Genomic DNA, 12,730 nt, shown 5'->3' on the forward strand with positions numbered 1-12,730 from the left:
GTGGTCTGGAATGGGTGGCGCCCAAACCGGCCTCTTCCCGGCTGAAGCCGGTCCTACTAAACCTCGACCGTGGGACCGGCTTTAGCCGGGAAAGCGTCAGGCGTCACGCTGCAAAATTGAGGGCGCTCACACCGGCCCCTTCCCGGCTGAAGCCGGTCCTACTAAACCTCGACCGTGGGACCGGCTTTAGCCGGGAAAGCGTCAGGCGTCACGCTGCAAAATTGAGGGCGCTCACTGGGGCCCCTTCCCGGCTGAAGCCGGTCCTACTAATATCAGCGCGCAGCCGCTCATGAGGACCTGTGCATGCCTGATGTACCTGACACCACTCACGTCGACACCCTGCTGCACTGGATGCACGACCGCTCGTTCGTCGTGCTGACCGGCGCCGGGATCAGCACGTCTTCCGGGATACCGGATTACCGCGACAGCGAGGGCGTGCGCCGGGGTCGGCAGCCGATGATGTTTCAGGAATTCCTCAACGCGCCCGAGGCCAGGCGCCGATACTGGGCCCGGGCGATGCTCGGCTGGCCGCATGTTCGCGCCGCACAACCCAACCCCGCCCACGAGGCGATTGCCCGTTTGCAGCAGCATGACCTCATCAGCGGCGTCATCACCCAGAACGTCGACACCTTGCACGATCAGGCCGGCAGTCATGATGTCGTGGAACTGCACGGCAGCCTGCATTGGGTGCTGTGCCTGGACTGCCGACAGCGTACCGAACGCGACATCATTCAGCTGGCTTTGGTCGAGCAAAACCCTTATCTGGCGGGCGTCGATGCGGTGCAGGCCCCCGATGGCGACACGCTGCTCGACCCTGCGTTCGAAGAACGCTTCCAGGTGCCGCACTGCCCCCATTGCGGCGGTGAACGCATGAAACCTGACGTGGTGTTTTTCGGTGAAAACGTCGCGCCACCCACGGCGGCCAAGGCCATGCAGCGCGTGGAAGAAGCCCAAGGCCTGCTGGTCGTGGGCTCATCGCTGATGGCGTTCTCGGCGTTTCGTCTGTGCCGCGCCATTAGCGATCAGGGCAAACCGCTGATCGCCATCAACCTGGGCAAAACCCGGGCGGATGACCTGCTGGATCTCAAGCTCGAAGCGTCATGCGAGGTGCTGTTGCCAGCGCTGGTGGAACGGTTGCTGGAGGCGTAGGCATTGAAGGCCTCTTCGCGGGCAAGCGCGCTCCTACAGGTGTCAGCGAACAGCCGGCATTCAGCCAGTCAAATCTCGACGCCGCGAATCCCCGGCAACGCCGCCAGCGCCCTGTCCCACACCTGCCGCGTCCTGACCCACGCCACTTCCTGCCAATCCGGGTCCGCCGGATAGAACTGCTCAAGCAGCCCTTCCTTGATCCGCCGGCCCGTCTCGTCCAAGGGATCGCCGTGCAGGTGCAGCCAGTGATCATCACGCAGATGCCCATGCACTTCTGCGCCCGGGTACGTGCCGCACTCGATGACGAACGGCATCAGGTGCACGCCGGGCAAGGCGTCGAGAAGCATCTGCGAGGTGTAGCCGGTCGAGGTCGCCGCGACACCGGTTTCGCTGACCCGATTGGCGCCGGTGATCAGCGTGTACAGCCACGGCCCGAACAACCCTTTCGCATCCTCCAGCGCCGGGTAGACTGATTCGACGATGCTCATCAGCATCGGATGACCGTAATCCCCGGCGCCGGCGTGCAGGTCGAAACAGGTCACCACCTCGGCGTCCTGCAGGTATTGCCCGACGATGCTGCGCAGCGTGCGATTTGACCAGCTCGGCCCGCTGCCGCCAAAAAACAGCCCATCGGGGAATGCGTACTGCCCCGCCTCCACCACCGACATCAACCCTGACCAGCCGCGGGCGTCGATCGCTGCCTGAAACAACGCGTCAGCCTGATCGCGCCGGGGCCCGCGCAGTTGCTCGCAGGCATAAATGGCGTGGACGTCGGCATAGGCGCGGTTGTCCGGCAATGGCCGGTTGAAGTCCAGGTAGTTGCGGTTCTGATCGAGGTTGTCTTCATTGACCCGGCGCATCCACGCCGTGCCCCAGGGGTTGATCAGGTGAATCATCAGGATCGCCACGCCCTCGGGCAGCGAGCGTGGGTCAAAACCTTCGAGCCAGCGGCTCTGGCAATCGGAGCCGTAAAAACCCTCGACGCCATGGGTGCCGCTCAACGCCACCAACACCCGCCGCGCATCCGGGTCGCCCAGCCAGGCAACATCCGTCGCCAGCGTCTCGCCGAACGGCCCGGGCATTGGATGGACGTATTCGCTCAACCGCGCCCCAGCCGCCGTCGCGGCCGCAATGAAGCGCTCGCGAAGGCGGCGATAACCCGGACGATCAGGAAAAAAGTGGCTCATTGATACGCTCCAAGGTGATGACACCGTGCGCATGAGTCCGTACCAGACAGGCCGAACGCCGCGCAAAAAAGACACTGCGTCAGAAATGTTACAACCGGACACGTTTTGGCACACTTCTTTCTAGTGTCATTGGAGTGGAACGTCAGTACCACGAAATGCTTCGCGTCCAGCCCAGGCTACCGCGAGTCTACGCTGCCAAACGGTGCGCACCACGCACCCATGGGCAGGAACCGGACATTACCCCGTCCGAAACAGTGCAGGACGCCGACCAGAAGTCTGGCGTCCGTCGATAAGGAATTCGATTCGTGCCAGACATTCGCCCATCGCACCCGATCCGCCCACGCCGCACCTTGCCTTTTCCGCTGCACGCATCCGTCAGCGAGCCTGCCATTCGCCACATCTCCCTTCAGCGCTCCGGCTGAAACGTAGCCCCAATTCGCTGCAGTGCCCGACATTTGTTTTGCTTCAATGGCCGTCGCTTTTATAGCGATCCGGTGGCCACTATTTATTATTCCTGTTCGGCACAGGTGCGCCTGCTCCAATAACATTTTGAATAACGCGCGGAATCGCTCGTTGTTGATCCACGCACACTAAAAACCATCACTGATCATTTTCAGGAAGTGCGCGTTACTGTTAACCACCCTTCACTCCGTGACCGACAAGTCAAACTTTCAGGACTCATCACAATGATCACTTGAACACTCACGCACCAACTTGCACCTACTTAATCACGTTTGGTGCACAGCACTTCTGATTGAATCGGAACGGGTCAACGCGCCAACACGCGGTGAACCTGAGTGGATAGGTTCGCGCCGTAGTCAGGCAAGTTATGCATCTTCTATAGAACGATTCGAGCCAGATCAGATGAAATTCGCTAAAAACTTACAGGAATGCGACATCGCCCCGCTCCAACCCAGAAATGGCGGGCTAGAGCCCTGCACTGGCATAGCGGTTGCAATAGCGATGATCGTTAGGTGGTCATTCTGAAACAAAGACGTACTTCTTCGTACTCGACAAGAAATCAGGACACTGCAATGTCGTCTCCATAGCCCACGCTGCAACAGCACTTATAAGAGTGGTTCTTTAAAGACCTGCTCCCCCAGGCCTCGTGCTCCCGACAGCACGGACGTCAACTTCAAACAGGGTGACTTGTTTGAACGGACCCTTATTGCCCTTCAACGACCCGAGGGAGCTTTAATGAATGACGCGGTAAAAACGAAAGCTATACCTGACCCGGCGCCGGATGCACTGTCCATGGCCTGGCCGCGTATTCCTTTCAAGGAAAACACATCGCGCCCTGGCGAACTAAGCCGCACGCACGTGTTGATATGGATTGCCGCCTCGGTCCTTATTCACGGCGCCCTCTGGTGGTATATGCAGACCGCCAAAGCCGACGTCCCGGAAGTTGCGCCGCAAGTGCCCGAGATGACCGTGGAATTGACCCGCCCGACACCGCCGACTCCGGAGCCGCCACCACCGCCGCCTCCGCCTGAACCGCCACCGCCGCCTCCGCCGCCCCCTGAACCGGAGCAACCTGTCGAGGACCCCGACGCCGCCAAGCCGCCGCCAAAACCGGTGGAAAAGCCCGTCGAAAAGCCGGTGGAAAAACCCAAGGTCGAGAAGCCCAAACCGGTGAAGAAACCTGAACCGGTGAAAAAGCCAACACCGCCCGCCCCGGATGCACCTGCTGCGCCGAGCCCGCCTGCGCCTGCTGCGCCATCGCCGTCGCCCGCGCCACCGGCGCCTGCTGCTGCTGCACCGGCGGCACCGGCGGCACCGGCCAAGGAATCGGCCGCGATCTCCGGGCTCGCCAGCCTGGGCAACCCGCCACCGGAATACCCCGGCGCGGCGTTGCGCAAAGGCATAGAGGGCCGCGTGATCCTGCGCATCAAGGTGCTGCCGAACGGCCGCGCCGGCACGGTCGAGGTGACCAAATCCAGCGGCAAACAGGTGCTGGACGACGCGGCGGTGGAGACGGTGCGCAACTGGAAGTTTATTCCGGCCAAGCGCGGCGACACCCCGATCGAAGGCTTCGCGACGCAAACCATCGACTTCAAGCTGCCCGAATGAACCCGGTCAGCCCATCAACAACAACTCTTTATATAGCGGGTGAGGTGTAACCATGAACGAATCGATCTCTTCGATGATTGTCCCCGGCGTACTGTGGGCGCTGGTGGTGTTTTCGGTGCTGAGCTGGGGACTGCTGCTGATCAAATCCGCACAGTATTTACGCTTAAAGACCCAGAACAAACAGTTCACCAAAGCCTTCTGGGCCGCGCCGGATCTGCTCACTGCTGCCGAGCACTCCACGCAATACCCGGGCTCTCTGGCGCGCATCGCCAACAGCGGCTTCGAAGCCATGGCAGTCGATGAAACGCCACGCAACACTCAGCAGCTCGCCCACACCATCAACCGCTCCGACCGCCTGGAGCGCAACCTGCGCCAGCAGATCCAGAAAGAACGCCGCGCACTGGAAGCCGGTCAGGCCATCCTCGCCAGTATCGGCAGCACGGCGCCGTTCATTGGCCTGTTCGGTACGGTCTGGGGGATCATGGAAGCACTGCAAAGCATCGGCGCCAGCGGTTCGGCGAGCCTGGAAACCGTGGCCGGCCCCATCGGTCACGCCCTGATTGCCACCGGTGTCGGCATCGCCGTCGCGGTCCCGGCGGTGCTGATCTACAACTTCTTCCTGCGCCGCCTCAAGCTCGCCGTCGCCGACATGGATGATTTCGCCCACGACTTCGACGCCCTCGCCCAGCGCAGCGCCTTCGCCATCAACCGTCAGGCCATCGCCAGCAAGCACAGCCAGGCTGTGCGGGAGGCCAGCTGATGTCGTTCTCCACTCAAAACAGCGATGAAGTGCTCAGCGAAATGAACGTCACGCCGCTGGTGGACGTGATGCTCGTGCTGCTGGTGGTGTTCATTGTCACCGCGCCGCTGATGACCAACGCGATCAAGGTCAACCTGCCGAAGACCGACGCCGTCGCCCCTGCCGACAAGAAAGACCCGGTGGTGGTGAGCGTCGACCAGGACGGCAAGTTCTACCTGGCCAAGTCCGAAGTCGCGCCGGAATCCCTGGAACTCAGCCTCAAGGACGTCAAGGCCAAGGACCCGGAGGTTCGCGTGCAGCTGCAGGCCGACACCAACGTCAACTACGGCCAGGTGGCCAAGGCGATGGCGTCGATCGAACGCTCGGGCATCACGAAAATTTCAGTGATGACTTCCAAATGATCGGCACATGACCAGCACCTGATCTGCACGTGAAGTAGGCGCCGTACCCCGCTGCGGCGCTGCACACCTTACTCCCGATTCACCGCCGTCCGGGTTTTTGCCCCGGAGGGGAGCGGCTTGCTTGAAATAAGGAAATTCCCGACCGCCATCACCGCGTCGGAGCAACGAGGGCTCACAAGGCCATTTCAATAACATCTGGAATAAGTCGGAAACTACCATGCTGATGAGCTTTCCTGGTTTTACCCTCAAGCCCCTTGTTGTTGCCGTACAACGCCACCCCCGTGCGCTGATTTGCGCACTGGCGGTCGGCATGACCCCGGCCTATGGCGCCGACAGCACGGACAGCGCAGCCGATGCCGCGACCGGCAGTGAAGCCGCTGTCCCCGCCGCAGCGGTGGCTGCTGCGCCCGCGACCACCCAACTTAAACGGGTGGAAGTGACCGGTTCGGCCGTGCGCCGGGCCGATGCAGAAACCGCCGTGCCGGTGACAATCCTGCGCGCCGATGAGCTGAAGAAACAGGGCGTGACTACCACCGAACAGATGGTCCAGCGCATCACCGGCAGCCAGTCGATGATGAACAGTGCAGGTTCGGTTGGCGCCTCCACCGGTGGCGCTTCGTATGCCGACATGCGCGGCATCGGCGCCAACAAAACCCTGATCCTGCTCAACGGCCGTCGTCTGGCCAACAACGCCTTGTCCGGCGTCGGCACGCCCAACGGCAGTGCCATCGACCTGAACATGATTCCGTTCGCCGCCATCGACCGCATCGAAGTGCTGCGCGACGGTGCCTCGGCGCTGTACGGCACCGACGCCATCGGCGGGGTGATCAACTTCATCACCAAGAAATCGCTGACCGACGGCACCCTGAGCCTCGGCGGCGACACCCCGACCGCCAGCGGTGGCGGCGCTAGCAAAGACGTCAGCGCCAGCTGGGGTTTCGGCGATCTGGAAGAAGACCGCTTCAACGTCATGGGCGTGTTCAACTACAACAAGCAGCAGAACCTCGACGCCAACGACCGCTCCTTCGACAAGGATTACGTCCCGGGCCGTGGCCTCAACCAGACCTCCGGCACCGCTTACCCGGCCAACTACTATCAGGGCAACAACAGCAGCAACCCCCTCGCGCCCAACTGCGCCGGACCGGGCCTGGTGAGCGTGAACGGGCTGTGCCGGTTCAGCACCCGCGAGTACATTGACCTGGTGCCGCAGACCGAGAAGACCTCGTTCTTCGGTCGCGCCACCGGCAAGCTGGCCGAAGACCACAACGTCAGCCTCGAATACTTCTTTGCCCGCAATCACAACGCCACCAGCATCGGCCCGGCGCCATTGACCGGCCTGAGCATCGACCCGTCGTCGCCCTACTACCCGGGCAACGGCATCACCCCCGGCCCGAACAACTTCGCCCTCGACCCGACCCAGCCGGTGGACACCGCCTGGCGTGAGACGGCCGCCGGCCCCCGTGGCAGCAAGGACCAGAACACCAACCAGCGCCTGCTGCTGACCTTCGACGGCACCGTCGGCGGCTGGGATTACAACCTCGGCGCCAACTACAACCAGAGCAAGGTCGTTTCAAGCGTGACCTCGGGTTACGCCAGTGACGCTGCCCTCAAGGCAGGCCTGGCCAGCGGTTTGCTCAACCCGTTCGGCGCGCAATCGGCGGCGGGTCAGCAGTACATCGACGACGCCGCGTACCACGGCGAATACTCCACCGCCGTCGGTCGTGTTTACGGGGTGGACGGGCGTATCAGTCGCGAGATCGGCAACTGGTTCGGTGCCGGTGAATCCGGCCTGGCGCTGGGCGGCGAATACCGCAAGGAAAAGCTGCATCAGGATTACGAGGACTTCGTTGACGACATCAACAGCCTGGGTCTGGACTCGGCAGGTTCCGTGTCCGGCGATCGCACCGTCAAGGCCGAATACGCCGAGCTGAACGTTCCCGTCATCGACAGCCTGGAACTGACCGCTGCCGTACGCCACGACAAATACAGCGACTTCGGCAGCACCACCAACCCGAAATACTCGTTCCGCTTCCAGCCATTCAAAGAGCTGGTCATGCGCGGCGCGTACAGCGAAGGTTTCCGTGCGCCGTCACTGTACGAGTTGTATGCCCCGCAAAGTCTGGCCTACAGCCAGGGTTACTACGATGACCCGACGCTGTGCGCGGGCGGTACCGTGCAACCGGGTGGTCAGGCCGGTCGCGACTGTAATCAGCAGTTCCTCAACCGCAGCGGTGGCAACGCGAATCTGTCCCCGGAGAAAGCCCGCAACGTCACGCTGGGCTTTGTTTATCAGCCAATGAACAACCTCTCCATGGGCCTGGATTTCTGGTGGATTCACATCTCCAACCAGATCCAGTCGTTTCCTGAATCCACCGTGTTCGATCAGGCCGACCTGTACGGCGACCGCATCATCCGCAACGCCGACGGCTCCATCGCCAACATCGTGACCGGCAACTCCAACCTGGGCATCGTCAAGACCAACGGTGTCGACGTGACCCTGGACTACCGCTTCCCGAACACGCCGTATGGCCAGTTCGGTCTGGGGCTGACCGGGACCTACGTCAACCGCTACGACTTCCAGAACATCATCGACGGTCCGTACACCGACAAGGTCGGCGACTTCCAGGGTGATGGCGTGATCGCGCGCTGGAAACACGTATTGATCGGCAGCTGGACCCTGGGCGACAGCCGTGCCTCCCTGACCAACCGCTTCACCAGCGGCTACAACGACTACGACCGCACCACCAACGGCACCGTACCGTCGTACTCGCTGTGGGACATGTCGGTGGGCCATACCTTCGAGAAGGTGCTGGACGTTGATGCCGGCGTGCGCAACCTGTTCGACCGCGACCCGCCGTTCACCAACCAGGCCTACAACTTCCAGTCCGGTTATGACCCTCGTTACGCCGATCCACTGGGCCGCACGCTGTTCGCGCGGGCCACGTACCACTTCTAAGCGCTACTGCCCGACGCGCCAATGCTCCGGCGCGTCGGGCTGCTTCTGCGAAATCGCGCCCCTGACCCGCCCTCGTCCACGAGATCGGGTCAGGGGATTTTTCGCGGCGCCACTGATGCTTCGGCTTGCACTCAAGGATTGTCCGCACATGTGCACCCCCCCTCTCTCATTGCCTCGCCTGCTGCCGGGCGTGGCATTGCTGTACTCGGTGCTGTTCTGTACCTCGCTGCTGCTCGGTATGCCCCAGGTGTTTGCCGCGCCGGTGCATGCGCTGACCGTTTATGGTGAAGCGTCTAAATACGCCGCTGACTTTCAGCACTTCGACTACGTCGACCCTGACGCGCCCAAGGGCGGTTCGATGAGCCGCGCGTCCGAGGAGATCGGCCAGTTCAACTACCTCACGCCTTATGTCGATCAGGGCATTTCCGTGAGCCAGATTGATACGTGGGTGTATGCGCCGCTGGCCTATCGCTCACTGGACGAGCCCTACACGGTGTACGGACTGGTCGCCCAGAAGATGGAACGCGACCCCGACAACCTCTGGGTGCGCTTCTATCTGAACCCCAAGGCGCGTTTCGATGACGGCACGCCCATCACCGTCGAAGACGTGCGTTACACCTGGCAAACGCTGATCACCCAGGGCAGCTTCAGCTATCGGCCGCTGTACGGCGACGTCAAGGACGCGGTCATCGAAGCGCCCGGGCAGATCCGTTTCGACTTCAAGACCGGCACCAACCGCACCCTGGCGCTGGACTTGGCCAGCCTGCGCATCTTGCCCGAGCACTGGTGGAAGACCCGCGACTTCACCAAGGGCGGCGGCTTCGAACCGCCGCTGGGCAGCGGGCCGTATCGGGTCTCGCGGGTCGACCCCGGGCGCAGCGTGAGCTTCGAGCGGGTCAAGGACTGGTGGGGCAAAGACCTGCCGGTCAGCCGTGGTTTGTACAACTTCGACGGGCTGACGGTGAATTTCTACGGCGACACTGACGTGGCGCGCCAGCTGGTCCAGGCCGGCAGTTTCGATTACAACCGAGAGTTCTCTTCGGCCGGTTATGTCGTCGGCTACACCGCGCCGAGCCTGCAGGACGGCCGTCTGCAGAAGACCATCCTGGCCAAGCGTCGCCCGGTGGCCGGTCAGGGTTTCGTGTTCAATCTCGACAAACCGATGTTTCAGGACCGCCGTGTCCGTGAGGCCCTGGCCATGCTCTGGGATTTCGAGTGGGTCAACGGCCAGATCATGCGCAACTTCTATGTGCGCGAACAAACCTACTTCCCGAAGAGCGAAATGGCCGCCACCGAGCTGCCCGACGCCCAAGAGCTGAGCATTCTCGAGCCCCTACGCGGGCAGGTTCCGGACGAAGTCTTTGATCAGGTCTGGCGCGCACCGAAGACCGATGGCAGCGGCTACATCCGCGACAAGCAGCTCAAGGCCCTCAAGCTGCTGGCCGACGCCGGCTGGCACCCGAAGAACAACCGGCTGGTGAACGCCGCAGGCCAGCCACTGGAATTTTCCTTTCTCGACGGCCAGGGCGGTTTCGAGCGGCTGGTGCTGCCGTACAAGCGTGTGCTGGCGCAGATCGGTATCACCCTGAATTTCCGTCGCGTGGACTCGGCCCAGTACATGAACCGTTTAAACGCCCGGGACTACGACATGATCGTTGTCACGCTGCCGAGCAACGGCAATCCGATCCTCTCCCCTGGCCGTGAGCTGTACAACCTGTTCGGCTCGCAAAGCGCCCGTCAGGTCGGCAGTTCCAACGCCATGGTGCTGCGCAATCCGGCGGTCGATCGCCTCATCGACGGCCTGGTCGCAGCCAACAACCGCAACGACATGCTGCACTACGCCCGCGCCCTGGATCGGGTGCTGCTCTGGGGTTTCTACATGATTCCGAACTATTACTCCCTAGGCACACCGGTGGTCTATGCCAACCGCTTTGGCAAACCGGCCATCGAGCCGACCTACGACGTCGGCCTGGAAAGCTGGTGGGAAGTCAGCCGCGTGCCGCTGAGCAACGTGCAGATGGCCGCGCAAATGGCCGCGCGCCTGGCGACACAGAGCAGTGTGTCGAACGACCGTCCTGCGCCAACGCCAGTGCCAGAAACGGAGGGCCAGTGACATGCTCGCCTACACCCTGCGTCGCCTGCTGCTGATCATTCCCACGCTGCTGTGCATTCTGGTGGTCAATTTCCTCATCGTGCAGGCCGCGCCGGGCGGTCCCGTCGAGCAAGCCATCGCCCGGGTTCAGGGCATGGGCCCAACGGGCGGGATCGGTGGCGGCGGTGGCGAGGTCGCGGCCACCGGCGGCATCAGTCGGGGCGCCCAAGGTCTGGACCCGGCGCTGGTCGAAGCGATCAAGCACCAATACGGGTTCGACAGACCGCTGCACGAGCGGCTGTGGCTGATGCTCACCCACTACGCGCAGCTGGATTTCGGCAGCAGCTTTTTTCGCGGCGCCACGGTGACCGGGCTGATCCTGCAAAAGTTGCCGGTAACGATATCCCTGGGGCTCTGGGCGACGCTGATCACGTACCTGATCTCGATCCCGCTGGGCATCCGCAAGGCCGTGCTGCATGGCAGCCGCTTTGATGTCTGGAGCAGTACGGTGATCATCATCGGCTACGCCATCCCGGCGTTTCTGTTCGCCATTCTGCTGATCGTGGTGTTTGCCGGCGGCAGCTACTGGAGCTGGTTTCCGGCCCAGGGGCTGTTCTCGGACGACTTCGCCAGCCTCTCGCCATTCGGCAAGCTGCGCGATTACCTGTGGCATCTGGTGCTGCCGGTCAGCGCGCTGGTCATCGGCGGCTTCGCGACCCTGACCATCCTCACCAAAAACAGCTTCCTCAACGAGATCGGCCGCCAGTACGTGGTCACCGCTCGGGCCAAGGGCCTCAGCGAACAGCGCGTGCTTTACGGCCACGTGTTCCGCAACGCCATGCTGCTGGTGGTGGCGGGCATTCCCCAGGCGCTGATCGAGGTGTTTTTCGCCGGCTCGCTGCTGATCGAAACCATCTTCGGCCTCGATGGCATCGGCCGCATGAGTTACGAAGCAGCGGTGTCCCGGGATTACCCGGTGGTGTTCGGCACGCTGTTTCTGTTCACCCTGTTCGGCCTGTTGATCAAGCTGGTGGGCGACCTGTGCTACACGCTGGTCGACCCGCGCATCGACTTTTCCGCGAGGAGCGCCTGATGTTCGAGTTTTCCCCGCAAAACCGGCGCCGCCTGGCCAACTTCAAGGCCAACCGTCGTGGCTGGTGGTCGCTGTGGCTGTTCGTGGCGCTGCTGGTCATCTGCCTGTGCGGCGAACTGATCGCCAACGACAAGCCCTTGCTCGTCCGTTATCAGGGCGACCTGTACTTCCCGGCCCTGCATCAGTATCTCGAGACCGACTTCGGCGGCGAGCTGCCTTTCGAGCCGGATTATTCCAGTGACTACGTGCGCAAGCTGATCGCCGACAAGGGCGGCTGGATGCTCTTCGCCCCGATCCCGTTCAGCGATGACACGGTCAATTACGAACTCCGCGAGCCCTCGCCCAGCCCGCCCAGCGCGCGCAACTGGCTGGGCACCGACGATCAGGCCCGAGACGTGATGGCGCGGGTGTTGTTCGGCACCCGCGTATCGATTCTGTTTGCGTTGGCACTGACCGCCATCAGCACGGTGATCGGCGTGTTCGCCGGGGCGATTCAGGGTTATTACGGCGGGCTGGCGGACCTGATTGGCCAGCGTCTACAGGAAGTCTGGTCGGGGCTGCCGGTGCTGTACCTGCTGATCATTCTGTCCGGTTTCGTCGAGCCGGATTTCTGGTGGCTGCTGGGGATCATGTCGCTGTTTTCCTGGCTGGCACTGGTCGACGTGGTCCGCGCCGAATTTCTGCGCGGGCGTAACCTGGAATACGTCAAAGCCGCCCGCGCCCTGGGCCTCAGCGACGGCGCATTGATGTGGCGGCACATTCTGCCCAACGCCATGACCAGCACCCTCACCTACTTGCCCTTCATCGTCACCGGCGCCATCGCCACGCTGACCGCGCTGGACTTCCTCGGCTTCGGCATGCCCGCCGAAAGCGCGTCCCTGGGCGAGCTGATCGGCCAGGCCAAACGCAACTTGCAGGCGCCGTGGCTGGGCGTCACGGCGTTCTGCGCCCTGGCGCTGATCCTCACGCTACTGGTGTTCATCGGCGAAGCCTGCCGTGACGCCTTCGACCCCCGGAGTTGA

General features: G+C 62.6%; 9 protein-coding genes. 8 read left to right on the forward strand and 1 reads right to left on the reverse strand.

What is annotated here, in order from left to right:
* Positions 1-303: 303 nt before the first annotated feature.
* On the forward strand, positions 304-1,149 hold the full coding sequence (locus tag L4G42_RS22905; protein ID WP_272903987.1) for an NAD-dependent protein deacetylase: 846 nt from the start codon (positions 304-306) through the stop codon (positions 1,147-1,149).
* A gap of 68 nt (positions 1,150-1,217) precedes the next feature.
* On the opposite strand, the gene L4G42_RS22910 is transcribed toward L4G42_RS22905, so the two are convergent.
* The gene (locus L4G42_RS22910) at positions 1,218-2,336 is read right to left on the reverse strand and encodes a DUF2817 domain-containing protein (RefSeq protein WP_237259685.1); all 1,119 of its coding nucleotides are present in this window, start codon (positions 2,334-2,336) and stop codon (positions 1,218-1,220) included.
* A 1,197-nt stretch (positions 2,337-3,533) separates the two neighbouring features.
* On the opposite strand from L4G42_RS22910, the gene L4G42_RS22915 reads away from it, so the two are divergent.
* The 7 genes from L4G42_RS22915 to L4G42_RS22945 all read left to right on the forward strand — a co-directional run bounded on the left by L4G42_RS22915 (position 3,534) and on the right by L4G42_RS22945 (position 12,730).
* A complete protein-coding gene (locus tag L4G42_RS22915; RefSeq protein WP_237261230.1) occupies positions 3,534-4,406 on the forward strand; it encodes an energy transducer TonB in 873 nt (290 codons plus the stop codon).
* A 52-nt stretch (positions 4,407-4,458) separates the two neighbouring features.
* Positions 4,459-5,166, forward strand: coding sequence for a MotA/TolQ/ExbB proton channel family protein (locus L4G42_RS22920; RefSeq protein WP_237253956.1), 708 nt, complete (start codon positions 4,459-4,461; stop codon positions 5,164-5,166).
* The gene (locus L4G42_RS22925; protein ID WP_237253955.1) at positions 5,166-5,567 is read left to right on the forward strand and encodes an ExbD/TolR family protein; all 402 of its coding nucleotides are present in this window, start codon (positions 5,166-5,168) and stop codon (positions 5,565-5,567) included. The genes L4G42_RS22920 and L4G42_RS22925 overlap by 1 nt, the downstream gene beginning before the upstream one ends.
* 217 nt (positions 5,568-5,784) lie before the next feature.
* Complete coding sequence (locus L4G42_RS22930) at positions 5,785-8,523, forward strand: TonB-dependent receptor (RefSeq protein ID WP_237261232.1); 2,739 nt, start codon at positions 5,785-5,787, stop codon at positions 8,521-8,523.
* 238 nt (positions 8,524-8,761) lie between these two features.
* Positions 8,762-10,636 (forward strand): extracellular solute-binding protein, encoded by a 1,875-nt coding sequence (locus L4G42_RS22935; protein ID WP_237253962.1) that lies wholly within the window; start codon positions 8,762-8,764, stop codon positions 10,634-10,636.
* Between the two features lies 1 nt (position 10,637).
* Positions 10,638-11,708, forward strand: a complete 1,071-nt coding sequence (locus tag L4G42_RS22940; RefSeq protein ID WP_237253953.1) for a microcin C ABC transporter permease YejB — start codon at positions 10,638-10,640, stop codon at positions 11,706-11,708.
* The gene (locus L4G42_RS22945; RefSeq protein ID WP_237253952.1) at positions 11,708-12,730 is read left to right on the forward strand and encodes an ABC transporter permease; all 1,023 of its coding nucleotides are present in this window, start codon (positions 11,708-11,710) and stop codon (positions 12,728-12,730) included. The genes L4G42_RS22940 and L4G42_RS22945 overlap by 1 nt, the downstream gene beginning before the upstream one ends.

Origin of the sequence: Pseudomonas petrae, assembly GCF_021728295.1 — a bacterium.
GTDB lineage: Bacteria > Pseudomonadota > Gammaproteobacteria > Pseudomonadales > Pseudomonadaceae > Aquipseudomonas > Aquipseudomonas petrae.

Bases quoted from the DNA above. Each gene is read 5' to 3' on its own strand.
- L4G42_RS22905 (WP_272903987.1), top strand. From the start codon at position 304: ATGCCTGATGTACCTGACACCACTCACGTCGACACCCTGCTGCACTGG.
- L4G42_RS22910 (WP_237259685.1), bottom strand. From the start codon at position 2,336: ATGAGCCACTTTTTTCCTGATCGTCCGGGTTATCGCCGCCTTCGCGAG.
- L4G42_RS22915 (WP_237261230.1), top strand. From the start codon at position 3,534: ATGAATGACGCGGTAAAAACGAAAGCTATACCTGACCCGGCGCCGGAT.
- L4G42_RS22920 (WP_237253956.1), top strand. From the start codon at position 4,459: ATGAACGAATCGATCTCTTCGATGATTGTCCCCGGCGTACTGTGGGCG.
- L4G42_RS22925 (WP_237253955.1), top strand. From the start codon at position 5,166: ATGTCGTTCTCCACTCAAAACAGCGATGAAGTGCTCAGCGAAATGAAC.
- L4G42_RS22930 (WP_237261232.1), top strand. From the start codon at position 5,785: ATGCTGATGAGCTTTCCTGGTTTTACCCTCAAGCCCCTTGTTGTTGCC.
- L4G42_RS22935 (WP_237253962.1), top strand. From the start codon at position 8,762: ATGCCCCAGGTGTTTGCCGCGCCGGTGCATGCGCTGACCGTTTATGGT.
- L4G42_RS22940 (WP_237253953.1), top strand. From the start codon at position 10,638: ATGCTCGCCTACACCCTGCGTCGCCTGCTGCTGATCATTCCCACGCTG.
- L4G42_RS22945 (WP_237253952.1), top strand. From the start codon at position 11,708: ATGTTCGAGTTTTCCCCGCAAAACCGGCGCCGCCTGGCCAACTTCAAG.